General features: G+C 71.4%; 24 protein-coding genes and 1 tRNA gene. 12 read left to right on the top strand and 13 right to left on the bottom strand.

Annotated features, from left to right (window positions below; genetic code table 11):
- Positions 1–52: 52 nt before the first annotated feature.
- The 6 genes from ACIA6B_RS12525 to ACIA6B_RS12550 all read left to right on the top strand — a co-directional run bounded on the left by ACIA6B_RS12525 (position 53) and on the right by ACIA6B_RS12550 (position 6,464).
- On the top strand, positions 53–2,239 hold the full coding sequence (locus ACIA6B_RS12525) for a diguanylate cyclase (RefSeq protein ID WP_396772825.1): 2,187 nt from the start codon (positions 53–55) through the stop codon (positions 2,237–2,239).
- A gap of 9 nt (positions 2,240–2,248) precedes the next feature.
- A complete protein-coding gene (locus tag ACIA6B_RS12530) occupies positions 2,249–3,238 on the top strand; it encodes a UTP--glucose-1-phosphate uridylyltransferase (protein ID WP_396772827.1) in 990 nt (329 codons plus the stop codon).
- Entirely contained in the window at positions 3,235–4,548 is a 1,314-nt protein-coding gene (glp, locus tag ACIA6B_RS12535) for a gephyrin-like molybdotransferase Glp (protein ID WP_107157119.1), read from the top strand. Before ACIA6B_RS12530 ends, glp begins: the two co-directional genes overlap by 4 nt.
- On the top strand, positions 4,545–5,186 hold the full coding sequence (locus tag ACIA6B_RS12540) for a GNAT family N-acetyltransferase (RefSeq protein ID WP_396772829.1): 642 nt from the start codon (positions 4,545–4,547) through the stop codon (positions 5,184–5,186). The genes glp and ACIA6B_RS12540 overlap by 4 nt, the downstream gene beginning before the upstream one ends.
- A 178-nt stretch (positions 5,187–5,364) precedes the next feature.
- Complete coding sequence (locus tag ACIA6B_RS12545) at positions 5,365–6,147, top strand: hypothetical protein (RefSeq protein WP_396772831.1); 783 nt, start codon at positions 5,365–5,367, stop codon at positions 6,145–6,147.
- A gap of 240 nt (positions 6,148–6,387) precedes the next feature.
- A tRNA-Ala gene (locus tag ACIA6B_RS12550) sits at positions 6,388–6,464 on the top strand.
- 272 nt (positions 6,465–6,736) lie between these two features.
- On the opposite strand, the gene ACIA6B_RS12555 is transcribed toward ACIA6B_RS12550, so the two are convergent.
- Positions 6,737–6,883, bottom strand: coding sequence for a hypothetical protein (locus tag ACIA6B_RS12555; protein WP_396772833.1), 147 nt, complete (start codon positions 6,881–6,883; stop codon positions 6,737–6,739).
- Positions 6,884–7,039: 156 nt separating this feature from the next.
- Here ACIA6B_RS12555 and fxsT point away from each other — a divergent pair, with 156 nt between their 5' ends.
- On the top strand, positions 7,040–11,434 hold the full coding sequence (gene fxsT, locus ACIA6B_RS12560; protein WP_396772834.1) for an FxSxx-COOH system tetratricopeptide repeat protein: 4,395 nt from the start codon (positions 7,040–7,042) through the stop codon (positions 11,432–11,434).
- Positions 11,435–11,864: 430 nt separating this feature from the next.
- Here the strand turns inward: fxsT and ACIA6B_RS12565 are convergent, their stop codons facing one another.
- The 5 genes from ACIA6B_RS12565 to ACIA6B_RS12585 all read right to left on the bottom strand — a co-directional run bounded on the left by ACIA6B_RS12565 (position 11,865) and on the right by ACIA6B_RS12585 (position 15,467).
- Complete coding sequence (locus ACIA6B_RS12565) at positions 11,865–12,038, bottom strand: hypothetical protein (RefSeq protein WP_396772836.1); 174 nt, start codon at positions 12,036–12,038, stop codon at positions 11,865–11,867.
- Between the two features lie 629 nt (positions 12,039–12,667).
- Entirely contained in the window at positions 12,668–12,997 is a 330-nt protein-coding gene (locus ACIA6B_RS12570; protein ID WP_396772838.1) for a hypothetical protein, read from the bottom strand.
- Positions 12,998–13,056: 59 nt separating this feature from the next.
- Positions 13,057–13,632: a hypothetical protein gene (locus tag ACIA6B_RS12575; protein ID WP_396772839.1), complete on the bottom strand. Its 576-nt coding sequence runs from the start codon at positions 13,630–13,632 to the stop codon at positions 13,057–13,059.
- Positions 13,633–13,737: 105 nt separating this feature from the next.
- On the bottom strand, positions 13,738–14,340 hold the full coding sequence (locus ACIA6B_RS12580; RefSeq protein ID WP_396772841.1) for an HD family hydrolase: 603 nt from the start codon (positions 14,338–14,340) through the stop codon (positions 13,738–13,740).
- A complete protein-coding gene (locus ACIA6B_RS12585; protein ID WP_396772843.1) occupies positions 14,337–15,467 on the bottom strand; it encodes a helix-turn-helix domain-containing protein in 1,131 nt (376 codons plus the stop codon). The genes ACIA6B_RS12580 and ACIA6B_RS12585 overlap by 4 nt, the downstream gene beginning before the upstream one ends.
- A 189-nt stretch (positions 15,468–15,656) precedes the next feature.
- Here ACIA6B_RS12585 and ACIA6B_RS12590 point away from each other — a divergent pair, with 189 nt between their 5' ends.
- Positions 15,657–15,821 carry a hypothetical protein gene (locus tag ACIA6B_RS12590; RefSeq protein WP_396772845.1) on the top strand — a complete coding sequence of 55 codons (165 nt, stop codon included), beginning with the start codon at positions 15,657–15,659 and terminating at the stop codon, positions 15,819–15,821.
- Positions 15,808–17,010, top strand: a complete 1,203-nt coding sequence (locus ACIA6B_RS12595) for a helix-turn-helix domain-containing protein (RefSeq protein ID WP_396772847.1) — start codon at positions 15,808–15,810, stop codon at positions 17,008–17,010. Before ACIA6B_RS12590 ends, ACIA6B_RS12595 begins: the two co-directional genes overlap by 14 nt.
- Before the next feature lie 350 nt (positions 17,011–17,360).
- Here ACIA6B_RS12595 and ACIA6B_RS12600 read toward each other — a convergent pair whose 3' ends face one another.
- The gene (locus ACIA6B_RS12600) at positions 17,361–17,702 is read right to left on the bottom strand and encodes a hypothetical protein (RefSeq protein WP_396772849.1); all 342 of its coding nucleotides are present in this window, start codon (positions 17,700–17,702) and stop codon (positions 17,361–17,363) included.
- Between the two features lie 509 nt (positions 17,703–18,211).
- Between ACIA6B_RS12600 and ACIA6B_RS12605 the strand changes: the two genes are divergently transcribed.
- Positions 18,212–19,327 carry an EcsC family protein gene (locus ACIA6B_RS12605; RefSeq protein WP_396772850.1) on the top strand — a complete coding sequence of 372 codons (1,116 nt, stop codon included), beginning with the start codon at positions 18,212–18,214 and terminating at the stop codon, positions 19,325–19,327.
- A 34-nt stretch (positions 19,328–19,361) separates the two neighbouring features.
- Here the strand turns inward: ACIA6B_RS12605 and ACIA6B_RS12610 are convergent, their stop codons facing one another.
- A complete protein-coding gene (locus ACIA6B_RS12610) occupies positions 19,362–20,231 on the bottom strand; it encodes an aminoglycoside phosphotransferase family protein (protein ID WP_396773147.1) in 870 nt (289 codons plus the stop codon).
- Between the two features lie 173 nt (positions 20,232–20,404).
- Here ACIA6B_RS12610 and ACIA6B_RS12615 point away from each other — a divergent pair, with 173 nt between their 5' ends.
- Complete coding sequence (locus tag ACIA6B_RS12615) at positions 20,405–21,274, top strand: alpha/beta fold hydrolase (RefSeq protein WP_396772852.1); 870 nt, start codon at positions 20,405–20,407, stop codon at positions 21,272–21,274.
- A gap of 1 nt (position 21,275) precedes the next feature.
- On the opposite strand, the gene ACIA6B_RS12620 is transcribed toward ACIA6B_RS12615, so the two are convergent.
- From ACIA6B_RS12620 to ACIA6B_RS12635, 4 genes are all read right to left on the bottom strand, one after another.
- Positions 21,276–21,740 (bottom strand): hypothetical protein, encoded by a 465-nt coding sequence (locus ACIA6B_RS12620; RefSeq protein WP_396772854.1) that lies wholly within the window; start codon positions 21,738–21,740, stop codon positions 21,276–21,278.
- Positions 21,741–21,839: 99 nt separating this feature from the next.
- Positions 21,840–22,571, bottom strand: coding sequence for a G5 domain-containing protein (locus ACIA6B_RS12625; protein WP_396772856.1), 732 nt, complete (start codon positions 22,569–22,571; stop codon positions 21,840–21,842).
- 440 nt (positions 22,572–23,011) lie between these two features.
- Positions 23,012–24,394: a hypothetical protein gene (locus ACIA6B_RS12630; RefSeq protein WP_396772857.1), complete on the bottom strand. Its 1,383-nt coding sequence runs from the start codon at positions 24,392–24,394 to the stop codon at positions 23,012–23,014.
- A 79-nt stretch (positions 24,395–24,473) separates the two neighbouring features.
- Entirely contained in the window at positions 24,474–25,130 is a 657-nt protein-coding gene (locus tag ACIA6B_RS12635) for a 4'-phosphopantetheinyl transferase (RefSeq protein ID WP_396772858.1), read from the bottom strand.
- A gap of 120 nt (positions 25,131–25,250) precedes the next feature.
- On the opposite strand from ACIA6B_RS12635, the gene ACIA6B_RS12640 reads away from it, so the two are divergent.
- Positions 25,251–25,520: a hypothetical protein gene (locus ACIA6B_RS12640; RefSeq protein ID WP_396772860.1), complete on the top strand. Its 270-nt coding sequence runs from the start codon at positions 25,251–25,253 to the stop codon at positions 25,518–25,520.
- A gap of 116 nt (positions 25,521–25,636) precedes the next feature.
- Here ACIA6B_RS12640 and ACIA6B_RS12645 read toward each other — a convergent pair whose 3' ends face one another.
- Positions 25,637–26,410, bottom strand: a complete 774-nt coding sequence (locus ACIA6B_RS12645; protein ID WP_396772862.1) for a peptidase — start codon at positions 26,408–26,410, stop codon at positions 25,637–25,639.
- Position 26,411 lies beyond the last annotated feature (1 nt).

Here is a 26,411-nt window from a genome sequence, read left to right on the forward strand (position 1 = left end):
GCTCTGTGTCAGCATCGCACCAAGGGGCGCGGAACTTCCGGGGGGAAGGCTTTTGACGCTACGCGGGCGGTTGACGGTGGCCTTCCTCGTGGTGGTCCTCGGCCCCGTCCTGCTCGGCGCGTTCTTCGTCGGCGCCACCCTCAGCGCGGTCGACCGCAGCCGCGCCACCGAGCGGCTGGGCCTGGCCGCGGCCGGCGTGCGTACCTCGGTCGACGCGCTCTGCCAGCAACTGCGCGCGGCGGCCGACGCGGTCGCGCTGGCGGCCGACCCGGTCGCCCGGTCGCGCGCCGCCGACCAGGTGGTCGGCCGAGGGCTGGCCACCGCCGTCGTGATCGCCGACGCCGCCGGCCGGACCACCTACGCCACCGCCGGTGGGCCGGCCGGTCCGTGGCAGGACTGCGCCGGCGCGCCCACCGGCCGGGTGGGGGCGCTCGCCGTCCAGGTCCGGCTCCGCGACCCGGCCGGCGCCGACCTGGGCGCGGTCGCCGCCGCGCAGCCCGTCGACCCGGCCTTCGTGGCGCGGCTCGCGGCCGTGACCGGCGTCGACGTCACCCTCCTCGACGGCCCCGGGCGGATCACCCACACGACCGAGGACCCGGGGGTACGCGCAGCGGTGCTGGCCGCCGCCGGCCAGGCGGTCGGGGAGCGGGTGGCCGGCACCGGCGACGGGCGGTACGTGCGTCGGGTCGGGCCGAACCCGGGGCAGCCGCTGCCGTTGGTGCTCTCGGTGCCGGCCCGGCGTCCACCCGTCCTGTTCGGCGCGCTGGCCGCGGCGGTGGCGCTGGCCGCGCTGCTGGCCGTGCTGGCCGCCTGGCGACTGGCCCGGGTGACGACCCGGCCCCTGGTCGAGCTGGCCGGTGCGGTGGACCGGGTGGCGCACGGCGACCTGACCGCGCGGGTGCCGGTCCGCAGCCGCGACGAGATCGGACGGCTGGCCGCCGCGTTCAACCGGATGATGCGGGAGACCGGCAGCTACGTGGCGGCGCTGACCAGCAGCCGGGACCAGCTCCGCAACCACCTCGTCGTGCTCGGCGACACGCTGGCCAGCACGCACGACCTGCAACGTATCCTGCGGGTGATCCTGGACAGCGCGATCGCCGGGACCGGCGCGCGGGCCGGCGCGGTGCTGCTGCTCGACGGTCACGGCGTGCTGGTCGGCCAGTGCGTCGAGGGGCTGGCCGGGCGCTGGCCGACCGACGACCCGGCGGACCCGGCGACGCTGCGGGTGCCGGTCGGCACCGGCGTGGTCGGCGCGGTGGCCGCCACCGGTGAGCCGGTGCGGGGCCGCTGGAGCGCGCCGGACCCGCCGACCGGGGAACCGACCTGCGAGACGTACGTGGCGGTGCCGTTCGCCGCCCCCGACCCGCGCGGCCCGGAGCGTCCCGGCCACCCGCCGGTGGACGGCGACCCGGCCGCGCCGCCCAGCGCGGCGCTCGGCGTGCTGGCCCTCTACGACCGGCTCGGTGGGCACGAGTTCGACGACGACGACGTGGCCACGCTGCGCACCTTCGCCGGCCACGCGGCGGTGGCGGTGGAGAACGTCCGGGTGCACGAGGAGGCGCAGCGGCTCTCCCTCACCGATCCGCTGACCGGGCTGTGGAACTACCGCTACCTGCGCGAGTCGATCCGGCGGGAGGTGGAACGGGCGAACCGGTTCGGCCGGATGCTCAGCGTGCTCGCGCTCGACCTGGACCGCTTCAAGCACGTCAACGACACCTGGGGGCACGCCGCCGGGGACGCCGTGCTGGTCGAGTTCGCCCGCCGGGTACGCGGCGTGATCCGCGAGGTGGACCTGGCGTTCCGACACGGCGGCGAGGAGTTCGTGGTACTGCTGCCGGAGACCGACGCCCGGGGCGCCACGATCGTCGCCGAGCGGCTCGGGGCGGTGGTGCGGGACCAGCCGGTGCCAATCGACGGTCACGGCGACGAGCCGCTGCGGGTGCCGGTGACGGTCTCCATCGGCATCGCCGTCTACCCGGACCACGCCGCCGGCGGCCAGCAGGTGCTCGACGCGGCCGACGACGCGCTCTACGCGGCCAAGGCGGCCGGGCGGGACGGCTACCGGATGGCCCCCGTAGCTGTCGGAGATCCGGCTCGCACCCAGGAGATTCCGGTGGTGGCCGCCACCGTCAGCCCGCCCGACGGGCTGCCCCGGGCCGGCGCGGCGGACCCGGCGGGCGCCGCGCAGGGCGGCGCGTCTTCCGGTCCTCACCCGCCGCGGCAGAGCCGTGGCCGATAGTCTCGCGGCATGTCGGAGCACTCAGCGAACCCCTCAGCGACCCCCGGTCGCTCCCGTGCGGTCAAGGCCGTCATCCCGGCGGCCGGCCTGGCCACCCGGTTCCTGCCGGCCACCAAGGCGGTCCCGAAGGAGCTGTTGCCGGTCGTCGACCGGCCGGTTCTCCAGTACATCGTCGAGGAGGCCACCCAGGCCGGCATCACCGACGTGCTGCTGATCACCGGGCGGGGCAAGACCTCGATGGTCGACCACTTCGACCGGCGACCCGACCTGGAGGAGCGGCTCGCCAAGAAGCCGGAGCTGCTGGCCGCCGTCAAGCGCACCGAGGAACTGGCCGCCGTCTACACGGTCCGCCAGCCGGAGCAGCTCGGCCTGGGCCACGCCGTCGGGTTCGCCGAGTCGCACGTCGGCGACGACGCCTTCGCGGTGCTGCTCGGCGACGAGTTCGTCAAGCCCGCCGAGCCGCTGCTGCCGGCCATGCTGGAACTCCAGGCCCGCACCGGCGGCGTGGTGCTCGCGTTCTTCGAGGTCGACCCGGCCGAGACCAGCCGCTACGGCATCGCCTCGGTCGAGCCGGCCGAATCGGAGTACGCCGACATCGCCGAGGTCGTCAGGGTCACCGGCATGGTGGAGAAGCCCAGCCCGGAGGACGCGCCCAGCAACCTGGCCGTCCTCGGCCGGTACGTGCTGCCGGGGCGGATCTTCGACGCGATCCGGCGGACGAAGCCGGGCAGCGGCGGCGAGATCCAGCTCACCGACGCGATGGAGCTGCTGCGTACCGAGGGGGTGCCGGTGCACGCCATCGTCTACCGGGGCACCCGCTACGACACCGGCATGCCGCTGGGCTACCTCCAGACCGTGGTGCAGATCGCCGCCGAGCGGGAGGACATCGGCACCGAGTTCCGCAAGTGGCTCGCGGAGTTCGTCAACAACGGCGACGAGACCGTCACCGACGCGGTCCTCAACGGCCTGCGTAACGCGTCCGGCGGTGCCGATACATGACCGCGACGGCCGACGCCGAGGCGGCCGCGAACGAGTTGACGCCGCTCGCCGACTACCTGGGCAGCGTGCTGCGCAGGTTACGCGCGCTGCCTCCGCTCGACCTCGACCTGACCCAGGCGTACGGCAACGTGCTCGCCGAGGACGTGGTCGCCCCGCACTCGTTCCCCGCCTTCGACCAGGCGGCGGTGGACGGGTACGCCGCGCGCTGGGAGGACATCTCTGGAGGGAGCCGGGGGCCGGGCTACGTCCCGGCCCCCTCCGGTATCCGCGGCGGGCGCAGCATCCGGCTCAACGTGGTCGGTGACCTGGGCGCGGCGAGCTGGCGGCCGGTCCGGCTCACCCCCGGCGCCTGCTTCTCGGTGGCGGCCGGCGCGCCGCTGCCGGTGGGCGCCGACGTGGTGGTGCCGGTGGAGTGGACCGACCAGGGCATGGCCGCCGTGGAGATCTTCCGCGCGCCCAAGCGCGGGTACGGCCTGCGCCGCGCCGGTGAGGAACTCGTCGCCGGCACGCTGCTCGCCCGCGCCGGCGCGTACGTCTCACCGGCCCTGGTCGCGGTGTTCGCCGCCACCGGCATCGGGCACGTGGTGGTGCGCCCCAGCCCCCGGGTGGTCATCGTGGCCACCGGTGACGAACTCGTCGACGTGGGACGGGGCAGCCAGCCCGGTCAGGTGGTGGACACCAACTCGCACGCGTTGACCGCGGCGGCGGCCGAGGCGGGCGGGCTCGCGTACCGGGTCGGGATCTGCGACGACGACCCGGAGGCGCTGCGCGGCCTGCTGGAGGACCAGACGCTGCGGGCCGACCTGATCATCACCACCGGCGGCACCGGCACCGGGCCGGGCGACATGGTCCGCCGCATCCTGTCCCGCCGCGACGGCGGCCGGGCCGGGCCGGTGGCCTTCACAGAGGTGGCCCTCTATCCCGGCACGGCGCTCGGGTTCGGTACGGTCGGCGCCGAGGAGGTGCCGGTGGTGTGTCTTCCCGGTGAGCCCGGCGCGGCGCTGATCGGTTTCGAGGTGCTGGCCCGCCCGGCCATCCAACTGCTGGCCGGCGCCGAGCCGGTGTTCCGGCCGAGCGTGCGCGCGCACCTGCTGGAGACCGTCTCCTCGCCGGGCGGGCTGCGCGAGTTCCGTCCCGCGCACGTGGCCGAGCGGCGCGGTGGCGGCTACACCGTGCAGCCGCTGGCCGGTGGGCCGTACACGCTCTCCGGCCTGGCCGAGGCGAACGGCCTGCTGGTGCTCGGCGAGCGGGTCACCACCGCCGCCGCCGGCTCCACCGTGGACGTGCTCCTGCTGGACCGACGCCGGTGAGGTTCCGGCGGGCGCCGGGGTGGCCGGCGGTGCTGGTGGACGGTCCGGTGGTGCTGCGGCCGTACCGGCGTTCCGACGCGGCGACCTGGTCGGCGATCCGGCGCGCGAACCGGGAGTGGCTGGCCCCGTGGGAGTCGCACGTGCCCGGCGGCTGGGACGCGACGAACTCGCCAGCCGCGTTCCGTCTGGTCCACGCCGACCAGCGGAGGTCGGCGCGGACCGGGGACGGCATGCCGTTCGCGGTCTGCCTGCGCGAGGACGGGCAGGAGCGGCTGGTCGGCCACCTCAACGTGGGCAGCATCGTGCGCCGGGCGTTCTGCTCCGGGTACGTGGGCTACTGGGTGGACTCGCGGGTGGCCGGACGGGGTGTGATCCCGACCGCTGTCGCGCTCGCCGTGGACCACGCGTTCGGCCCCGGTGGCCTGCACCGGATCGAGGTGAACATCCGGCCGGAGAACGCCCCGTCCCGGCGGGTGGTGGAGAAGCTCGGCTTCCGCGAGGAGGCCTACCACGTGCGGTACATGCACATCGACGGCGCCTGGCGGGACCACATCGGATACGCGATGACCGGCGAGGAAGTGGCCGCCGAGGGCGGTCTGCTGGCGCGGTGGCACCGCGTACGTGACAGCCGGCGCTGAGCCGTTCCGGCCGTGACGCCCGGCGCGGCGCACGGTGAAGCGGGTCGGCGGCCCGTAACCTCAAGTAACTGCAAGCTGTGGCAAGCGCTGCTGGTCCGCACGATGTGCGCCGTTAACGAGAGTCGACGGAAGAAGTTGCGGCCGTGTGGCGCTCGCCCCGAACTTGGTGACGGGAGGGGTGAGGGTGCCGACGTCGGTGCTCCTCGCCGTCCTCGCCGCCGCCGGTCTGCTCGCTCTCGCTCCGGCGCTGGTCCGCCGGTACGACGCCACCGAGCGGCTGGTGGCGGAGCGGGCGCAGTCGACGGCACGGGTGCTTCAGCGCCAGCGTCGTCGACGCACCGTGCCCGGACGCCAGCCGGTGCACCCGCCCCGCACCCTTGTCGTCACCTTGAGTGAGGATTCCGACACGGGTGGTCTGGCTCGTCCGGTCTCCGCGCCTCCCGTCCGGCGGCGCTCCGGCCGGCTCCGGCCCGTCTCGGCGGTCCCCGCGCAGTCCCGCCGACGGCACCCGCCCCGCCGACGGCACACCCCGGCCGTCTACCGCCGACGCCGGGTGCTCGCCGCACTGCTGCTGCTCAACCTGGTCGAACTGGTCGGCGTGATGCTGGTCGGGCCCGGGTTCTGGATCAGCGTCTCGGTCACCGGCGCGCTGCTCGTCGCGTACGTCGTACACCTGCGGCACCGGGCCCTCGCCGAACGCCGGCGGCGGCGCGCGGACGCCCGGGAAGCCGCCTGGCTCGCCGCCCGCCAGGCCGAGGTGCGCCGCGAACAGGCCCGGCGCGCGGCGGCCCGGCGGGAGGCGCAGCGCCGGCTGGCCGCCCAGCGGGAGGCGGTCCGGCGTACCGCGATGGGCCTGGACCGGCCGGCGGACCTGCCACCGGCCGCGAGCGGCGGCTCGGTGTCCTACCGGCGGGCGGGTGGCCTGCGTGGTCGCCCCTACCAGTCCGGCCGGGGCGCCTGACCGCGCCCGTCGTCGGGTGCTCGCCCGCAGGGGACGCTGGGTCGATCTTGGAGTTGTGGTGCCAAGGTTTGCCCCTTTCAAGGCTTATCGGAAGTGCCACAATTCCAAGATCGACGGGACGGGGTCGGGTGGGGCCTCGGGGCGGGCGGGGTGGTTCGCGTGTGAGGGGCGTGACCTGTTAGCCTTGTGCCGGCCCGCCCGGTGCAAGCCGGGTGGGACCGACGCTGGTTCGCCAGCGGAGGGGCTGTGGCGCAGACTGGTAGCGCACCTCGTTCGCATCGAGGGGGTCAGGGGTTCAAATCCCCTCAGCTCCACCAAGAAGCAGCAGGTCAAGGGCGGGTTCTCGGATGACGGGGAACCCGCCCTTGCCCGTTTGACCGTCGGACAGAGCCCCAGACCGTGGCACGGGGCAGCAGAACTTAAACCGAACGGCTGAGTTCGATGGCGGCGGGGCCCCGAACGCGAGTTGCAAAGCGGCCGAGTGCCACCACGACCCGCTGTAGTGCCCGGCGGTTGCCCTTATGCCGCTGGGTGATCGACCCCACCGAGGAGCGCCTCGGCAGGGTCGGTCAGATCGTAAAAACTACCTTCACAGGATGTTCAGCAGCCGCTCCGCGATCGCTCGCGCGACACCGGAGACTAGGCTGCCCAGCACCGTCAACAGCACAGTGCTCTTCGATCGCGCGGCAACGTTCCGATTCGGGGTCTTCTGATCACTCTCAGTACGCTCGGACATGACTCGACGGTGGCGCTACCGGCTCGGTGCCCGTAAGTCATCTCGCCAAGACGGGCATCGAGTTCGATAAACTGCGACCTCACAGGCGTTGCCCGGCGCCCGTCAACGGGCAGCGGGCACCCGGGCGGGCATATGGCAGTCGATAAGGATGATCAGGTGAATGATCCCAGGCATCCCGAACGCGATCTGTTCACGGAGCTCGAATCCCTGGAGGCAGACGCACAGAACGCGCGCCCGCAGTCGTACTCTCGCCGGCAGCTGGACCGGGCAGACGGAAATCCCTTCCCGGACCTCAGCAAACGGGTCGGCGAGTGGCTCCGGCTCCGCCGTCCACCCCGGAACGACAAGCAACTCTGGACGGTTATCCGTATCTGGTCGGAATGGGCCGGTACCCCGCCGGACTGGGACCGCTGGAAACGCTTTCTCGACGACGTTCGCCGCGGCTCCACCGAGTCATCCGCGCCGCCCGAACCCGGATCCCGTGGATCGGGTCGCGCTGTGTGGAACGTGTCGGCGCGAAATCCCCGCTTCGTCGGACGGGATGACATCCTGCAGGACCTGCGGGCGAAATTGCAGACTGGTGGACGGGTACTCGTTCAGGCCATGGCCGGCATGGGCGGCGTCGGCAAAACCCAGATCGCGAGGGAGTATGCTCACCGCTTCGCGGATTTCTACTCGACCGTGTGGTGGATCCGGGCCGAACGCGACAGCCTCATCGGGGAGCAGTTCGCCGAACTGGCTGTCGCGCTGGAGTTGGTCGAGCCCGGGAGTCGAAGGGGCGCCGACATCGGCGCGGCCGTGCGGCTCGTTATGCAGCACCTACGCACCGCGAACGACTGGCTATTGATCTTCGACAACGTGATAAGCGCCGACCAGATCGAAGGGTGGCTGCCCGGCGGCCGGGGGCACGTTCTGATCACCTCTCGCAACCCGGCTATCCGGGAGGTCGCCGATGTCATCGACGTCAGCCTTATGCAAGGTCATCAGTCGACCGAGGTGCTCGCCTCGTACCATCCGGCGCTGGGTCGGAATGACCGACTGGCTATGGCCGCCGCGCTAGGCAACCTTCCGCTGGCCCTTGCACAGGCGGCCACATTTCTACGACGAACCGGCATGTCGGCCTCCGAGTATCTCGATGAGCTCGCCAGTCAGCCGGCACGAATCCTCGACCAGGGCCTGGCACCCGGTTACGCCGACTCTTTCGCACGAGCGGTGCTGTTGACGGTCAGGAGGCTCGTGGAGGAGAACCCGGCGGCCCTCGGCATGCTCCGGACCCTTGCCTTCCTCAGCCCGGAGCCCGTGCCCTTCACCTTGCTGCAAGAGGCCGCCTCGGTGGTGCCCGCGCAGGGCGTGCCGCCGGATCTCGACGCGGTACGGCGAGCCACGGTTGCCAAGCCGGACCTACTGAACACTGTGGCGCAGATGGTCGAGCACGGCCTCGTTGAACGAGTCGACCGATGTGTCCAGGTGCACCGGCTGGTCCAGGACGTGCTCCGTAGCCAGCTCACACACGCCGAGATCTTCACCTACCAACGGTTCGCGGAGGCGCTCGTGGTTGCGGCGCGGCCCGGTGATCCGAGCGATCCGGTCACCTGGCGAGACTGGGCCACGCTGTTCCCGCACATTCTCATCGTGCTTGACCACCCAGAGCCGGCGCCGCCGCTGCTCGATCTGGCCTGTGATGCGGGCTGGTTCGTGCTCATCCGACGGGACATGCGCACCGCACCTGCACTGTTGGAAGACTGGTTCCTGCGGTGGACGGAAGAACTCGGCCGCAACGATCCGCACACCGTCTCCGCAGCGCACATGCTGGCGCTGGCCCACCGGGACTATGGGCGGCATAATCTCGCTCGGGCCCTGGACCAGGAGAACTACCGGTTGCAGCGGGAGTGGCGTGGGCCGGATCACCCTAACACGCTGCACTCGGCAGCCAGCCTGGCCTCCGATCTGAGCGCACTTCGTAACTTCGAGGCCGCCCGCCAGCTCAACGAGGACACCTACCGCCGGCGGCGACAGGTTCTCGGAGAAGACCATCCCGACACGCTGGCATCGATGAGCAACCTCGCCGTGGTGCTCCATCGAATGGGCGAGTACAGCGCCGCCCGCGACATGAACCGGGACGTGCTCCAGCGACGGCGCGCGGTTCTTGGCGAGCGCCATCCCGATACCCTGACCTCGATAAGTAACCTCGCTGTCGACCTGCGGCGACTCGGCGAGACGCACGCCGCGTTGGAGTTGAATGACGAGACGGTGCGGCTACGGAAGGAGGTGCTCGGGCTGGACCATCCTGACACCCTGGTCTCCGAGTCCAACCGGGCCGACCTTCTGCGGGATCTGGGCCGTCAGGACGAGGCGCTGGCGGTCTATCGTTCGGTTCTGGAGAGGCGGATTCGGGTGTTGGGTGAGGACCATCAGGATGCCGCGGAAACCGCGCGCGCATTGCGTGGCGAACCGGTCGTTGTCTCGAACGAAACGCCGCTGGACAACGCTCCTGCAGGCGGAGCCGAATTCGTACCGTCCGTGATTGACACCGGTGTCGCGGCCGTGGCTTCCCTGTCGTTGAGTGATCTGCGCAGTCTGCATCCGGCCACAATGGAGTCGACGGTCGCTCAGCTCTTGAAGCGCCTCCAGGGACCGAGTGTCAGCGGGTACTCAGGAGGCGGGGGCGGACTGAGCGATGGATCCGCTCCAATCATCCAGTCCTACGCCAACATCCTCCATTCGGCCGAGCTGGGCAGACCGTTGGGTAGCCACTCGCTGACCCGCACCTCATTCAACCGTCTCGCCCGCGGACACTGCGACCGGAGGGTCATTGACGAACTCTCCTCAGGTATGACAAGCCATCGGATGCTGCTCCTGGTGGCTGTCCTCCTCCGCGCCAAAGGTTGGCCCTCATCTGCGGAGACGGATGCGGCCGTGGCGCTCATCGATGAAGCACGTCAGTCGGCGCCTCGCTCCGCAGACCGGGTGATCACGAGTCCACAGGTCGGGGCCTGGCTGGTGCACGTCCTTCGGCACACCGACGGCAGGTGGGAGGACGACCTGCCTAGCTGGGTCGTCTTGGGGCACCTCCAGGCCGTCGCAGCGGTCGCCGGCATCGTCACACACCGCATTTTCGATGTTCACGTTCCGGTCTGGGAGGGCATGGCTGCGTTGCCGACTCTCGGTGTAGCGAGTTTCGGTGACAGCGCGACCGGCCTGGCCCGGGTGCGACGGTCTGGCTTGACCGTCACCGTGACGTTTGACGGATGCACCGTCACCGTGCCTCCGTACCCGAAGGTAGACGGGCCAGGCTGGACGGCGATCCGCAACATCAACGAGCGAGTGATCCTCGATCCCCTCGACCGATATCTCCAGCGTCAGCAGAGCCGCGCAAATCCCGTCGTTCTCGCGGACGCCGACATGTGGGCCCGCCTGCTCGACGAATCCGTCTCGATCATCAGGGCTTATGACGCCGACGAAGCTGAGGCGTTCCAGTCCTTCGTGCGCTGCCTCGTTCCCCTGCCCCCAGCGCCTCTGCTCCGTCCGGCCAGCTCCAGCTCGTCCGCAGCCCACGGATACATAGCCATGTCGCCACCCGACGACCCGGTCTCGTTCGCCGGAACGCTTCTCCACGAGCTGCAGCATCTGAAGTTTGGCGCATTGCACAACCTAGTGCCGCTCTTCGAACACCACGACAACCCCCGCTACTATGCGCCGTGGCGCGACGATCCGCGACCGCTCGGCGGCCTGCTGAACGGCACGTATGCGTTCACGGCGGTGGCCCGTTTCTGGCACAACCGCCACCAACAACCCTCCCTTCCGCATCGGGACCGGACCCGAGCCGCCTTCGAATGCGGCCTTTGGCAGCACCAGGTCGCCCGAGCGTTGAGTCAGATCCGCACTGACCCGCATCTCACCACCTACGGACACGACGTCGTGACGGCGCTGACCGGCGTCCTCGACGCCATGAGGCATGAGGCGTCCGACGAGATCGCCGACACGGTCAGCATGGCGACCGCAGACCACTGGGCCGGTTGGCGGGCGCATCATCTCCAGGCGCCCGGCGACTTGGTGCACCAACTCGCGGAGCGCTGGACGATGTCGCGAAACGACGCGGGAACTTTGCGATACGAACCGCAGCTGCGCCAACGAATCGACGTTCCCGCGCTGGACGCCCGAGCGGTCCTGATGCGCTGGCGGCTCGCTCGACCGGAGCGGTTCCACCTGCTCTACCAGACCCCGTCCGGCGCGGGCGATGCGACGCCGGACGCGACGGTTGGCGACGTTCACCTGGTGGCAGGTGACATGGAGCAGGCGCAGCACGCGTATCTACGTGCCGTCGACCGAGCAGACGACCGGCAACTCATCGCGCTGGTCGGACTCGGTTTGGCCCTTCGTGCACAGGGCGAGCGCCCAGCGGCTGATGCGCTCCTTACGTTCCCGGAGCTCGTCGGGCAGGTCGCCGAGGCGATACGAACGGCAGCCGGGGTCGTACCTCCTATCCCGGAATTCGCGGGATGGCTCTCCACAGTGGTTGATGCCGCCCCGTGGCCTTTACCAACTGGCTGAAGTGACGGAAACGCCACGGTCGCGGTAGACGGGGACCGCACGGTGCTAATTAGTACTGCAACAGCAGTAGGCGAATCGTCTTCGGCTCGTGTTCGTTGGTCTGGCTGTGACGGACGTTGATGTCGATCAGTGGAATGGCGAGTTGGACCGGTTGCATGCGCGGATCGGGCCTCGGTCTCGCCGATCGGAGCCGCGGCGGCGGGCGCGGCAGTACCTGTGCGAGCTGGTCTCGGGTCTGGGCCGTAAGAACGGCTGGACCCTGGCTGAGCAGGCCGGTGATGGGTCGCCGGACGGGATGGCTCCCACATCATCACTGTCAGGGTTTCAAATCCCCTCAGCTCCACCCAGTTCAGAGGCCGTCTTTCGCTCGTCGGAGGCGGCCTTATCTGCCGCCTCCGACGAGCCACTACCTCGCCGGTCGTCCGCGGCGTCAGTCGAACAGCCGGTCGAGCGTTTCCTGTTCGAGATCGCGCCAGCGCTGGCAGTCCTTCAGCGCCTTGGCGATCTCCTTCTCGTCGAGGTGGTGGGCGCCCTCCTCGCGGATGCACGCCACGCTGAACGGGCCGCCGACCGACGGCGAGGTCTGCGCCAGCGCCTCCAGCACCCGAACCATACTCGACGGTGCGCGTGGTCATCCGAATGTGGGACAGCAGTGCGCCGGCCTGCTGGGCCATGGGTGCTCCCCGATGGCGTGGAAGCCCACGTCCTCGTAGCGCCCGACGAGGCCGTTGGGGTTGATCTCCACGACCCACGGCCCGCCCTGGCTGTAGCCGGCCGCGAGCAGGTACGTCGACACCCGCCGCCGCTGCCCTCGCCGGGCACGTCCGGGATGTAGTTCTCGTAGTGCTTCTTGAACACGGGCAGGACGCGCTCCTGCAACTCGTCGCCGATGTCGGGTGCTTCGAGGATGGCGGTGGCCGAGTCCTGGAGGAGGGGATGCAGATCGTGAGTACTCCCCGCGCGCCGCTGCCGCCCCAGGCGGCGCAGGATCCCAGCGGGTGCAGCTTCTGGGCGGGGAAGCTCAGACCGCGATCGCTCTCGGTGATCTGGGAGTCCGCACCGATCACCACCCCGTCGCTGCAGACAACGGCGAGCACGACGGTCATAAGGTACCCCTGAGCAGGGGGTACGGGGTTGGGCGCGAGGTACCCGGCAGCCCGTCCGCCTACACCCCCCCGACAGGTGTCGGGCATGGTCGCCGTGTGCTCGACGATCATGATCGCCTGTTTCCCGTCAGTCGGGGCCGGCCTTTTCAACTGCCGGAAATCCTGCCTGCCCAGACCGGGAAACTCGTTCGATGAGACGAAAGCGATCATGCCCGTCGGTGCGATGAACGACGACTTCCACCATGCTGTCGTCGTTTAATCGCAAGGTGAAGGCCGGGTCGAGGTCGCACAGAAGGGCGAGGCTCTCCCGCTCGTCACCGGTGGCGTCGACCAGGCGACCGTCGGCCGTCCAACCTGCGTCGGTCGTGGTGATCAGGACGACTGCCTCGAAACAACCGAGCATCGTGGTGGCATTCGCCCACCAATCCAGCCAGCACCGACTCTCGATGCTCTCCACGCCACCGATGTACCTGGGCTGACACCGGTTGTCGAAGCCGGGCGATGGTTCCTCGCCGCTCATGTGTAGTGCCGCCACAGGGGTGCCGTCACCTCATGCGTCCGGAACTCCTGGTCGATGTAGTGGGCGAGGTCGTGGCCGTAGACGATGGTGTCGGTGAGCCGGTGGATGGACAACACCGGATGGCCGGAGGAGCCACGGCCCGCCGGCAGATAGCGATGGGCGTAGACGGGAATCATCCGGGGAACCTGGGAGAGGTGCCGCCTCGCTTTGGCCTCGCGCGCGACGAGGTCTTGTGGGCGCCTTCCCCATCCGGGTGGCCACTCGCCCTTGAGGATCTCGTCGAGGGCGGTGGTGAGCGGCCAGTCGAGCTGCTCCTTCAAGGCATCGGAACTAGGCTGACGCCAATTCGGCCAGCCCCACCCCTCGCTCTCGGGATCATCGACGCAGCCGGGCGTCCGGACCGGCAACCCGGCGCCGAGGAAAGCGCGATGGTCGTCGGCGAACTCGAAGCCGAAATTCCTCTCGATGCAGTCGAACTCGGCATCGGTGAGCCCTGGCTGAATGTCCATCACATTCAGCGCGGCCAGCCGACGAGCGGCCTCGACGCCCAACGCGACACCGGCATCCGTCACCGGCGGAGCGTAGCGGGCAGGTCAGGTGCTACGGAATGTGCGGCGGCAGGTGTCCGGAGGCGCCGAGCGTGCGGAGGAAAGTGCCGCGAGGCGTCGTGGTGGCGGTCAAAGGCTGGTTTCCTCGTCGGAGACGGGCCTCTTCGACGGTGAGGTGAGCCAGGAGAGGGGTTGGCCGGCCAGTGCCGCGTCGGCGAGTTGCTTTGCGGAGGCGGTGGTGAGCGCGGCACGGCTGCTGTCGATCCACCGTTGGACGTTGTCGACGCCCTGGTGGCGGTATTCAACGGCTTGGACGAGGCATTCGAGTTTGTCGGCGTCCCGGGCGACGACGGCTTCGAGGGTTTCACCGGCTTCGTACTCGGCCACGGCCGCAGTAATGGCGTCGGTGACGCCGGGTGGGCAGCCGGCTACCTGATCTGCGGTGACCGCGGTATTGGGCGCGGCGCTGAGGTAACGCTTGGCGATGTGTGGGATATCCGTGATGCGCGTTTCCTGGGTGTCGTGCAGGACGCAGAGCATCGTGGTCCGCGCGGGATCGGCCCCCTCCATGGCGGCGAGGATCATGCCGATCAGGGCGGTGCGGTGGGAGTGTTCGGCGATCGACTCAGGGTGCTTGACCCCGGCGAACCACCAGCCGGTACGAGCGGCGCGTTTCAGGACGCCGGCCTCGAAGATGAATCTCATCGCTGCGGCGTGCTGGTCCTCGCTCATCTGCCCGTCCCTTTGCCGGTGATGCCCTCGGTACGCAGGCTGTAGACGACAGAGGTTAGTTCCCTGCGGGACTGCGCGGAGATCTGGTCGCTGTCGAGGACGGCACCGGCACGGTTGGCGAGCGCTTGTCCTGTGGCAGGGTGGTCGTGGACGAGCCCGCGTCTGGCAGCGAGCAGAGCCCACAGGTTGTGGATGTTGAGATCGATGAACGGGTGGTCAGCTTCGAGGCGCTCGACGAGGTGCCGCAGGAGACGGGCACCGCGCCAATCGTCGATGGTGGCGGGCATGAAGGAGTCGTTGGGTTGGCGATAGGGGATCTCGCCGACCCAGTACGCGGAGTAGTTGAGGGCCGCGCGCTGGCAGGCGTCATCGGGATGTGCGCGGGCGATGAAGTCTCGTAGTGGCTCGACATCTCCCTGGTTGGCCATAGAGGTGACGATGGAGCGGGCGTCCGGCCACAGCGGCGACCATGTGTGGAAGGCACGCGCCCCGGGGGACTTGCGGGTGGTGCTCCGGGTGAGCCATGCGGCGGATGAGCCCGTGGGATCCATACCGGCGAGGAAGCATGCCTGCCGGTGCAGCAGCACGTCGGGTTGGCGCTGAGCTGAGGCGCGTTCGGCCAGGACGTGCAGGGCCGTGAAGAAGACGCGCTGGTCCGCTGTCCGCAGAGTTGGACCTGTGGCGACTGGGCCTCGTCGACGGTGGGAAGACGGCAGGCTTCCGATGAAGGTGGGGGTCTGGCCGAGAACGGCCCAGAGGATGAGGTCGGTCAGCCGGTGGGTGAGCACCATGCAGCCGAGGGGTTGCTCGGCAAGGTCTGCCCGCTCGATCTTCGGATTGAGCAGGGCGGCGAGAACGGCGTCGGCGTCGACGGCGTCTCCCACGGCGTCGAGCAGCACCGGATTCGCGCCGAGGCTACCGAGCCGCTGCCGGATTCTGGCGGCCTGGCCGAACGGGACGGCGAGGAACGGTCTCCGTCCTGACTCCCAACTCTGAACGGTCGCGCGGTCGACGCCAAGCTCCACGGCGAGCTGCTCCTGAGTCAGGGGGATGGACTCCCGAATCAGCTTCAACAGGTAGCCGGTTACGTCGCCACGAGCCGAGGTGGATCGTCCGAGTGATGCCATCGCCGTCCCTACAGTGACCGGCAGTCGACGTTTCCCCGTCGTGGACAGCGATGCCGGCTGACTGCTGACCAGCTCATTCGTACTGCGGGTGAGTCCTACGCGCGTCGCCGCGATCGTAGCGTCACGGTTACTGAATGTGCCAGGCCTGATCCTGTACGTGCGGGCGGGCCCTGCCAGCGGGAGGTGGGGATGAGCGAGGACGCTCCAGCCGAGAGCCGAGGCGAGCGGATCGAAGCAGCGGAACGCGAGGCCGCGCGGCAACGGATCCTCGCGCAGGCGGAAGCGGATCGGATACCGGCCGAGGAGACCACCCGGGCCGTGCCGGATCGGCGGTGGCGCCGTGGACAGCGGTGAGCTGTTGCCGGTCGGGCGGCGGGTGGCGTACTGGCGCGGACGACGGAAGCTGTCGCAGCAGGTGTTGGCCGATCGGCTGGGCAAGTCGAAGAGCTGGGTCGACAAGGTCGAGCGCGGCGTTCGGTCGCTGGACAAGGTGTCGACGCTCCAGGACATCGCTGCCGTGCTGCGCATCGACACGGCGGTGCTGCTCGGTCGGGACAGCCGGCCGGTCGAGGTGGCCGAGCGCGCCGAGGGCGTCGAGCGGATCCGGGCGGCGCTGTCGGCGTACGAGATCGCCCTGCAACGGCCGGCTTCCCGCCGCCCGGTGGTGCCGGCGGACCGGATGGCGCGGGAGGTCGCGCATGCCTGGAGCACCTTCCAGCGCGCCCGCTACCCGATGGTGGTCGACCTGCTGCCGCAGGTGGTGGCCGACGCGCAGCGCACCCACGTCCAGGATCCCGGCGGGGGCCGGGTCCCGCTGGTGGAGGCGTACCGCGTGACGGCCGCGTTGCTGGTGAAGCTCGGCGCTCCCGACGTGGCGTGGTTGGCGGTGGACCGGGCGATGAGCGCCGCCACCGGCGACCGGGTCCTGGTGGCGGCCTCCGCCGTGCAGCTCGGCCAGGTGTTGCGCGCGTCGTCGCGGGTTCGGACGGCGAAGGCGGTGATGCTGGCTGCCGCGTACCGGATCGTTCCGCCGGTGGTCGAGTTCGGCGACGCGGCGGAGCTGTCGCTGTGCGGGACTCTGCTGGCGCAGGGTGCCTTGGCCGCTGCCCGCGACGGGGACGACCGCGCCGCCGTCGAACTGGTCGACGAGGCCGCAGAGATGGCGGTGCGGGTGGGGGACGGCCACGACCACCACCGGACCGGGTTCGGGCCGACGGCGGTCGAGCTTGCCCGCATCGCGGTGGCGGCGGAACGCGGTGACGCGGCGGACGCCGTGGCCCGGCACGAGCAGGTGATCACGCGGGACGGGTGGCGGTGGCTGACCGCCGAGCATCGGGCCGCGTACCTGATGGATGTCGCCCGTGCGTACCTGCAAGCGGGTGACCCGGTCGGTGCCGGCCGGCTCGTGGTGGAGGCCGACCGAGTCGCGCCGGCCGAGATCCGTCACCGGCCGGACGGGCGGGACATCCTCGCCCGCGTCGCCCGTGATCCGCGCGCCCCGGCGATGCTCGTCCACCTCGCCGCCGCGCTCGGAGTGGGCTGACCCTGACCGCGCCGTTTCTGTCACTGGCCCGGGTCCGCAACCGGCTGATTGTCGCGCCCGGTGGATGCTCCGCGTTCCCCGCAGGCTTATTGACGTCGGACGAGCCTCCACCCGATCCGTCCGTGGCCGGTTCGTGTCAATGGTGCAGGTGCGCCTGCACCATTGACACCAATGGTCGGCGGAAATTCAAGGCGAGTGGTGAGCGGCGCGGTCGCCGTAGACAGTCGGGATGCCGATCCCGCGTCATCCCGCTGCCTGCGGCAACCGCACCACATCATTTATCGATTTGTCCGACCAGACGACGCGTGGCGCTGCCGTGGTGGCTTCCGCGCGTCATTCGCCGGTTCGGATCAGGTCTTGTCCCGCTGCTCCCCACCGACAATCGCCGTGCAGCAGCCGGGGTTCGCCCAACCCTGCGCGGTAAGGTTCCAGACGATCGTCGTGTTCTCCGGGAAGTCGTAGTTGCAGGTCTTGGAGGTGCCCGCGCCGTTGCTGTTCACGCACTGGCCGCTGCGGCTGCCCACCTGCCAGAAGGCGATCGCGGCCCGCCCGTCGCTCTCGTCGTCCCACACGGTGAACTTGTCGCCGTAGCTGGTGAAGGTAGCGTGCGCGATCCGGTTCGGCCAGAATCCGTAGATGGTGTCGCCGGAGTCGGCGAGTGCGGGGGTCGCGGATGCGGCAACAAGTGCCACCACAGCAGTGGCGGTGAATCCGATCCTTCGGGCTAGCTTCATGACGAACTCCGTTCCCGGGCGCCGCATTCGGCGCCTTCATGGTTCGTTGAACACGACATCCGGGGAATCGGCACACCCGCCGCCCCCCAGCGATCTCCGAGTGAGCATAGTCCACTGTGTCTACCCCCGCCGGGGAACGTCGATGGGTGATCGTCCGGTGACGCGGAGACCGCGATAGGAGCGCTCCCAAATGTAGCTGTCGGTAAAACCGCTAGAGTGCATGACAATCGTTGCTCTGGCCCTATTCAGGCTGACTTATCGGGTGTCACCCGGCATGACAGGTTCACACTCCCGCGCAGTTCTAAGGCACACCGTGGTCCTTTTCGGACTTCGGCCCGGGTCGGCCATACCGCCCACCGCCACGGGTGACCGCTCTTGAGTCGGATAGCCGCTTGTCCGATCGCTTGAGGCCCCCGGTTCCCGGCACCAGACTTGATCGGGTTTTCACGAATCGACAGGGGGCGCTGATGCGGGAAGGCATGTCCGACTACGAGGCTCGGGCCTGGTCCAGCCTGCTGGAGAGCGAGCGGAAGCGCCGCGACGGCGTGCGGGCGCGCATGGTCGGCCAGGTCGCGTCGCTCACCAGGCGTGCCGGCGAACAGATCAAGAAGATCCCCGGCGGAAGCCGGACCATGCAACTCGGCGACGAGACCATCATGAAGGCGCTGGAGGGTGGCTTCAAGGCGATCTTCCTGCCGGCCCTGCGTTCGGCGTCGCTGACCAAGCGGGCCGAGCGGTTGCGCCGTGACCACCCGGATCTGGCCGAGGGCTCGCCGTTCGGCTCGCTCGACCTCAAGGACCTCGACAAGGGTCGGCCGGCGATGACGATCCCGTTCGTCGGGGTGATCGAATCCGGCCTCGCCTCCGTCGCGGTCACCGGCGCCACGGTCAGCACCACCGTCAGCGGCGGCACGACGGCGGGTGTCGCGGTCGCCGCGGTGGCGTCGGACGTGGTGATCTCGCTGGCGCTGCTCGGCCGGGCGGTGGCGGAGGTGGCGGTCCACTACGGCTACGACCCACGGGACCCCGAGGAGGAGTTGTTCCTGATGGGGGTCCTGAACTACAGCATGGCGTCGTCGTCCGCGAGCAAGACGGCAGCGCTCGCGAGCCTGTCGCGCCTCACCCAGCAGATGATGCGCCGCGCCACGTGGAGCCAGTTGGGGCGGGACCCTCTCGTCCGGGTCATCCAGCAGATCTTCAAGCTGCTCGGGCTGCGGCTGGTCCGGACGCGGCTGGCGAACGTCGTGCCGATCGCCGGCGCGCTCGTCGCCGCCGGGCTCAGCTTCGCCATGCTCCAGTCGGCCATCGAGGACGCGACCCGGCTCTACCGCGCCCGCTACCTGGCGGAGAAGCACGACCTGTCGTGGGAGGAGTGGGTCACGAAGCCGACGTCGGCGGCGGACGCGACGGAGCCCGCCCCGCAGGCGGACGCGACGGTGGTCGAGGTCGACGAGCTGCTCGACGACGTCACGTCCGTCGAGACGGGTGACTCGTCCGTCGAGCGGGGCGACTCGTCCGCCGGGGCGGAGGCCGGCGACGTCCGGACCGCCCCGGACGACCGGCTGAACGGTCCCCGCGCCTGACGGGTGGCGGCGTCGGCGGGATTCGTGACCGACGTCAGGTGGAGTCGGCCAGGACCGCGTCGACCGCGCGCCGGCCGACGGCGTACATCGTGGGGTTTGTCGTGCGGTAGTAGGTGAGCGCGCTGACGAAGAGCAGCGCCCAGCCCTTGCCGCGTGCCCACGTCGCGTCGTCGAAGCCGGCGGCCTCGCGGAACACCGGGCGGGAGTCGGCGTCGAGCAGCGTCCACGCCGGCAGGGCGTCGCAGGCCGGGTCGCCGACGCCGGCCGCGCCGAAGTCGATCAGGCCGCAGAGCCGGCCGTCCCGGACGAGGACGTTGCCGGCGAGCAGGTCGCCATGGGCCCACACCGGCGGGCCGGCCCAGGCGGGTGCGGCCAGCGCCGCCTCCCAGGCGGCGAGTACGGCGTCGACGTCGACCAGGCCGTGGGCCGCCTCGGCCCACTCCCGCAGGTACGCGTCGCGCTGCCGCAGCGGCCCGCTCCGGTAGCCGGTGCGGGCGCCGGTGGGGTCGGCTTGCCGCAGGCCGGTGACCAGCGTGCCCAGGTCGGCGGCGAAGCGCCGGTGGTCGGTGGTGGCGTCGCTCGGGTGCTCGCCGTCGATCCAGCGGTGCACCGCCCACGGCCACGGGTAGCCCTCGGCCGGCCGGCCCACGGCGCACGGCTCGGGCACCGCCACCGACAGGCGCGGCGCGAGCACGGGCAGCCAGGTGTGTTCGAACTCGACCTGCTTCACGGCGGTCTCGATGCGGGGCAGCCGGACTGTCAGGTCGTCGCCGAGCCGGTAGATCGCGTTGTCGGTGCCGCCGGAGCGGACCGGAGTGACGGGTCGACCGGCCCACTGCGGGAACTGCCTCGCGACCAGCCGCTCGACCAGGGCGGGGTCGGTGTGCACCTCGTGCTCGTGCATGCGCGTCACCGGCGGACGGTAGCCCTCGGCCGGTCCGCCTGTCGCGGGGTTTACCCGACCCGGCATCCATTGGCGGGTGGTGGGCGGTGGACGTGGACACCGCCGGGAACCGCATCCGCATGGGAATCCCGGCGGACCGATGACTTTCCGGGCCGACGGCTGTCGACCGGAGCATGACCACGCACACGCTCCAGACACCCGACGTCGACCTCGTCTACGACGTGCACGCCCCGAGCACCACCACCGGCGGGCACCGACCGCTGTTCATGATCGGCCAGCCGATGTGCGCCGACGGCTTCACGGCGCTGGCCTCGTACTTCCGGGACCGGACCGTGATCACCTACGACCCGCGCGGGCTCGGCCGCAGCGTGCGCCGGGACGGCCGCACCGACTCCGTGCCCGAGACCCAGGCCGGCGACGTACGGGCCGTCGTCGACGCGCTCGGCACGGGCCCGGTCGACATGTTCGCCAGCAGCGGCGGCGCGGTGACCGCGCTCGCCCTCGTCGCGGCGTACCCGGACACGGTGGGCACGCTTGTGGCGCACGAGCCGCCACTCGTCACGCTGCTGCCCGACGCGGACGCCGCCGCGCGGGCCACCGCGGCCTGCCAGGAGGCGTACCGGAAGAACGGCTGGGGTGCCGGCATGGCCGCGTTCGTGGCCATGACGTCGTGGCGCGGCGAGTTCACCGACGACTACTTCGCCCGGCCCCTGCCCGACCCGGCGGCGTTCGGGATGCCGGTCGAGGACGACGGCTCCCGGGACGACCCGCTGCTCTCCGACCGGTCCGTGGCGGTCACCAGTTACCGGCCCGACGTCGACGCGCTCCGCGTGGCGCCGACCCGGCTGGTCATCGCGGTGGGCGAGGAGTCGGCGGCCACGTTCACCGGCCGCACGTCGGTGGCGACGGCCGAGCTGCTCGGCGGGCGGCCGGCGGTCTTCCCGAGCCACCACGGCGGTTTCGTCGGTGGGGAGGGCGGCTACGCCGGCCAGCCGGAGGCGTTCGCCCGCCGGCTGCGCGAGATCCTCGACGGCCGGGGCTGACTCAGGCCCGGCGCACCTCGGTGACCATGACCGGGTAGGGACCGGCCGGCGTGTCGGGGCCAGCCTGGTCCGCCGGGACCACGTTCTCCATCACCAGCCGCAGCGTCGCCGGGTCGGCGGCGTCCAGCGTGATCCGCCACCCCCACCCGCCGGCGTACTCGGCGGCCAGTTCGACCGCCGACGCCCTGCCCGTCGCGCCGGTGAGCGTCATCGCGGTGGGCTGCTGGTGCCACGAGTCGCCCCACCAGGCGGCCAGCGAACCCGGCTGCTCCCCGGCGGCGATCACGAGCAGGCCGTCCTGCGGGCCGTCGTCCGGATGCGTCCACGCGTACGCCACGGTGGTCAGGTGGCCGCCGGCAGCGGTCGTCACGGTCAGCGTGGCCGGCGACTCGGTGAACGGATCGGCGGGCAACATCCGGAAACCGTTGGTGCCGGCCCAGGAGCCGGTGGCGTCAGCGATGATCACCGGCCCAGCATAGGGGCGCGGAAGCCGTCCCCCGCGCCCCTGCGGCCGGCCGCGGCGACCGGATCGGCCGGCACCGCGGGGCACCCCCGGCAGCAGCCGTCAGTCGTCGCAGCCCACCCCGTCGCCGTCCCGGTCCAGGTCGTAGATGTCGCTGCCGACGACCCGGACCGGGCCGTCGACGTACGCGGGACCGTTGCCGCTGCCGCCGGAGCAGTCCACGTCGCTCGCGACCGGCACGCAGGCCCCGCTGTAGTTCGGGTCGCACCTGCGCGCCGGCTTCGTGCCGACGGCGACCACCTGCGTCACCGGCTGCTTGCTGACCACGGACCGGATGAGCTTCCGGGCGGTCTGCACCCCGTCGGTGACCGTCACCCGGTAGGTCAGCGTGCGCACCCCGTTGACGCCGCGCGTGCGTACCTTCTTCGTGCCCTGCGGCAGGGTGGCGTCCCTGACGGTCCGGGTGGGGTAGGCGATCTTCGCGGTCGCGGTGACGGTCGTGGTCCGGACCTGGGGCGACGGCGGCGCGCTCGGGCTCGGGCTCGCCTCGGTCGGCGACGCGGCGGGGGACGGGACGGAGGTCGTCGGCGCGGCGACCGCCGCCGCCTCGACACCGGTCGACGTGGACGTGGCCGGCGCCGCCTTCTTCCCGGCCGGAGCCGAGGGGGAGTCGGGGCCGGCGCCGATCGCCACGCCGCCGCAGCAGCAGAGCACCAGCACGCCCGAGGCCACGACCGCGACCTTCGCGCCGCTGGAGAGCCGGCGCCACCAGGACTGTCTCGGAGCGGGAAACGCCGGGCGGGGACCCGGGACCTGCGGTGATGGGTTCGTCACGCACCACAGTCTGCTTGCGTACGCAACGATTGCCAGCGGTCAATCGGCGCGCTCCACATCGACGCTGCGGCAGCGTCCGGCGACGACGAGTCGCGGGATTCGGACAAGCGGTGGCTCCGGGGGCGCCCGTCGACCCGGCCTCCCGACCGGCAGACCGACGACGGCCGGCCGATCGGACCGCCGCGACACCGCCATAGATCTTGGTACGGGACCGCCCTCGCCAGGGCCGATCCGTACCAAGATCTCGGTGGGGCGGGAACGGACTACGCCGGTGGCAGCAGTTGCACCTTGCCGTAGGCGGTCGTTCGCCATCCGTCGAGCCTGGCGGCCGGCGAGTGGCACACGCACATGAACAGACCCGAACGGCTCGGCGGCACCGACCGAACGGCCCCGGGGGCCGGCCCTCGACGGACCGGCCCCCGGGCGGGGTCACGCGCCGGTCAGGGCTTCCAGGACCCGGCGGTACGCAGGTGGTGCTCGTACTCGACGACGCCGTTGCGGTCCTTGACGTCGAAGATGAGCTGACCGCTGCGCTTGGAGCCGGCCGGCAGGTTGTTGCCGGAGGTCATCAGCTTGCCGCAGCCGGAGAACGCGCCGGCGATGCCGCTCTCCTCGGTGCCGTCCGCGCCCTTCCAGGTGAAGAAGAACGGGTTGATAGAGCCGGTGCCCTTGGTGACCTCGGCGGACACGTCGGCGATCAGGAACGTGCCGTTCTTCGGGGCGGACGCGTACTCCCGGCAGGCGGTGTCCTTGGTCCGGAAGTTGCCGACGACGATCTCCACAGTGCCCTCGTCGTCGTTGACGATCAGCTTGTCGCCGGCGGGCATGTTGAACGTCTCGTCGTCGGTGGTGCCCGGCTGGGGCGTGGTGACGGACGGGTCACCGGTGGGCGGCGGCGGATCGATCGGGTTGCTGTAGCTGATGTCCGGGGTGGGCAGCGTGTCGATCGCCTCCTTGGTCTTCTTCGCGCCGGTGTAGAGCGCGAAGACGCCACCGCCGCAGCAGAGCAGCAGCAGGACCGCCACCACGATGCCGACGGTGAGCCAGACGTTCCGGCCGGACTTCTTCGCCGGCGGCCCGAACGGCTGCCCCGGTGGCGGCGGGTACGGGCCGGTCGCCTTGTACGCCTCACCGCCCGGCGGCGGATACTGCCCACCCGGTGGCGGGTACGGCGTGCCCGACGCGGGCGGATACGGCGGCTGCGCCCCGCCCGGCGGCGGGTATCCCCCCGACGGCGGATAGCCACCTGCCTGCGGGTAACCCTCCGCCTGCGGATAGCCACCTGCCTGCGGGTAACCCTCCGCCTGCGGGTAGCCGCCTGCCTGCGGGTAGCCACCCGCCTGCGGGTACCCCCCACCCGGCGGGTACGGCGCGCCCGACGTCGGAGGCGCCGGCGGGAACGCCTCGGTGGACGGTGGCGGCGGGAACGCCTGGGTCGACGGCGCCGTCGGATATGCCTGGGTCGGCGGTGCCGGCGGGATCGCCTGGGTCGGCGGGGCCGGCGGGAACGCCTCGGTCGGCGGTGCCGGCGGGATCGCTTCGGTCGGCGGCTGGGGCGCGCCGGAGGTCGGCCGGGACGGGAACGCCTCGGTGGCCGGGGCCGGCGGGATTGCCTGGGTCGGCGGGGCCGGCGGCTGGGGCGGCCCGGAGACCGGCGACTGGGGCGCGCCCGAGATGGGGGCCGTCGGCGCGTCCGAGGTCGGCGGCGCCCAGGGGCTGCCGGACACCGGCGGCATCGGCGCGGTGGGGAACGCCTGCGTCGGCGGTTCCTGCGGCTGCTGGTCCGGGTCCTCTGACCCGGACGGAGGCTGAGGGTGGCTCACCGTACTCCTTGGGCACCTTCGGGAGGAGATTTCAGTCGGGACGACGGTACAAGCCGGCGACAACGCCGCCATCCGGCCCTCACCGACGTACCAGGACGGCGGCGGTACGGATCAGGTCGTCGTCCACCGCGAACCGTCCGGTGATCGACGACGGCGGATCGGGCACCGGGGCGGCGGCGAGCCGGGCCGGCGCGATCTCGGCGCGGAACGTGCCCGCGTCGGGGTCGAGCGTGAGCCGGGCGTCCGGGAAGCCCAACCAGGTGCCGACGAGCGGGTACCAGACCTTGTAGACGGTCTCCTTGGCGCTGAACAGCACGGTCGGCCAGGGGAGCCCGGACGGCAGCCGGACCAGGTCCGCCTCCTCGTCGGGGCGGCACACCTTCCGGCGTACCCCCGGGGTGAGCGGGCGGTGCTGTTCGGCGTCGATGCCGACCGCGCGGACGTCGGTGGCGCGGGCGACGGCGGCGGCGCAGTAGCCCTCGGTGTGGGTGATCGCCCCGACGACGCCGGCCGGCCAGACCGGGGCGCGGTCCGGGCCGGTGGGCAGCGGCGTGACCGGCAGGCCGAGCGTGGCGAGGGCCCGGCGGGCGCACGTCCGGCCGGCGGTGAAGTCGCGCCGGCGGCGGGGCACCGCGCGGTCGCCCAGGCCGGCCCGCTCGGCCGGCAGCAGCGTGCCGGACCAGTCGGCCGGACCGGCCACCGCCACCGCCACGGTGGGCGGCAACAAGTCACGCACGTGCGTCAGTGGGTGACGGGGACACGCGGTGACCGTACCGTAACGGCGGAGCGCAGTGTGGCGCTGAAGGAACGTTGTGGGGGGAGGCAGCGTCATCGACATCGATGGAAGGAGTGGCCGATGGCCCCCTGTGTGGAGGCGTCGGAACCACGGTCCGGCGAGCACATCCCCGTGACGCCCGACTGGACCTGCGGCTCGTGCGGCGAAGACTGGCCCTGTGCCACCAAACGCCGGAACCTGCTGATCGAGTACCAGGTGGACCGGGCGTCGCTGAGCGTCTATCTCGGTTCCTGCCTGGCGGCCGCCACGCACGACCTGCGTGCCGCGCCGGTCACCGCGTTGCAGGACCGGTTCATCGGCTGGGTGCCGCGCGGTCCGCGTACGGTCTGAGTATCACGCTTCCGGTGGCCGCCGCGTCGGGTTCGCGGCGGCCACCGGTCGCGGTCTCAGTGGCGGCGGGGCCGCCGGTGGCGGTTTCAGTGGCGGCGGGGCCGCCGGTGGCGGTTTCAGTGGCGGCGGGGCCGCCGGGTGAGGGCGAAGCCGACCACGCCGGCCACGGCGGCGAGCACCCCGCCCGCGCTGGTCCACACCCAGCGTGAGCCGGCTTCGGGGAGCCAGCCGGTCAGGTCGGTCTTCTCCTCGGCGGCCGGCTCCGGCGTCGGCTCGGCGGTCAGCACCGTCCCGGCCCGCGTGTTCGGCACCAGTGGCGCCGCCAGTTCACCGTCGTCGCCGGACGCGCCGCCGGAGTCGGTCGCGCCGGCCAGCAGGTCCACCTCGACCGGCAGGCCCAGGTCGGGTTCGGGCAGGTCGGTGACGGAGAGCCGGACGTAGTAGGTGCCGGGTAGCGGGTCGCCGGACCACGGCTCGGCCCACGGCCGCACCCGGCGCAGCGTGCAGCCGAGCGTCACGCCGGTCGCCGCCGCGTCCACGGTGGGGGTCTGCGCGCCGGCCGTGCACGCCTGCCGGCGGCGCAGCCCGTCGAACACGTCGACCGTCCAGGTGGACGGGCCGGTGCGCGGCTTGCCGAAGGTGACCGTGACGCCGACCTCGTGCACCTGCCCGGCCTCGGCCCGGAACGACCAGTACAGGTGGTCGCCGGTCGAGGCGCCGACCCGTACCGGCTGGCCGGCGGTGATGGTCGTGGCGGTGAGGAACGAGGTGCCGGCCTTGGTCACGGTGGTCGCGCCCGGGGACGGGCTCGGCGCGGCGAGGGCGGCGCCGGGCGCGAGCGTGAGGCCGGCGGCGGCGGTCGCCGCGGCGACGCGGATGAGGGTACGCATC

The organism is Micromonospora sp. NPDC051141, assembly GCF_044455765.1.
Classification (GTDB): Bacteria; Actinomycetota; Actinomycetes; order Mycobacteriales; family Micromonosporaceae; genus Micromonospora.

What these genes read in the sequence shown, in the direction of transcription:
- ACIA6B_RS12585 (WP_396772843.1), bottom strand. Translation starts at nt 15,467, where the DNA reads ATGGCATCACTCGGACGATCCACCTCGGCTCGTGGCGACGTAACCGGC.
- ACIA6B_RS12615 (WP_396772852.1), top strand. Translation starts at nt 20,405, where the DNA reads ATGACCACGCACACGCTCCAGACACCCGACGTCGACCTCGTCTACGAC.
- glp (WP_107157119.1), top strand. Translation starts at nt 3,235, where the DNA reads ATGACCGCGACGGCCGACGCCGAGGCGGCCGCGAACGAGTTGACGCCG.
- ACIA6B_RS12640 (WP_396772860.1), top strand. Translation starts at nt 25,251, where the DNA reads ATGGCCCCCTGTGTGGAGGCGTCGGAACCACGGTCCGGCGAGCACATC.
- ACIA6B_RS12605 (WP_396772850.1), top strand. Translation starts at nt 18,212, where the DNA reads ATGCGGGAAGGCATGTCCGACTACGAGGCTCGGGCCTGGTCCAGCCTG.
- ACIA6B_RS12610 (WP_396773147.1), bottom strand. Translation starts at nt 20,231, where the DNA reads ATGCACGAGCACGAGGTGCACACCGACCCCGCCCTGGTCGAGCGGCTG.
- ACIA6B_RS12645 (WP_396772862.1), bottom strand. Translation starts at nt 26,410, where the DNA reads ATGCGTACCCTCATCCGCGTCGCCGCGGCGACCGCCGCCGCCGGCCTC.
- ACIA6B_RS12580 (WP_396772841.1), bottom strand. Translation starts at nt 14,340, where the DNA reads ATGAGCGAGGACCAGCACGCCGCAGCGATGAGATTCATCTTCGAGGCC.
- ACIA6B_RS12590 (WP_396772845.1), top strand. Translation starts at nt 15,657, where the DNA reads ATGAGCGAGGACGCTCCAGCCGAGAGCCGAGGCGAGCGGATCGAAGCA.
- ACIA6B_RS12530 (WP_396772827.1), top strand. Translation starts at nt 2,249, where the DNA reads ATGTCGGAGCACTCAGCGAACCCCTCAGCGACCCCCGGTCGCTCCCGT.
- ACIA6B_RS12555 (WP_396772833.1), bottom strand. Translation starts at nt 6,883, where the DNA reads ATGTCCGAGCGTACTGAGAGTGATCAGAAGACCCCGAATCGGAACGTT.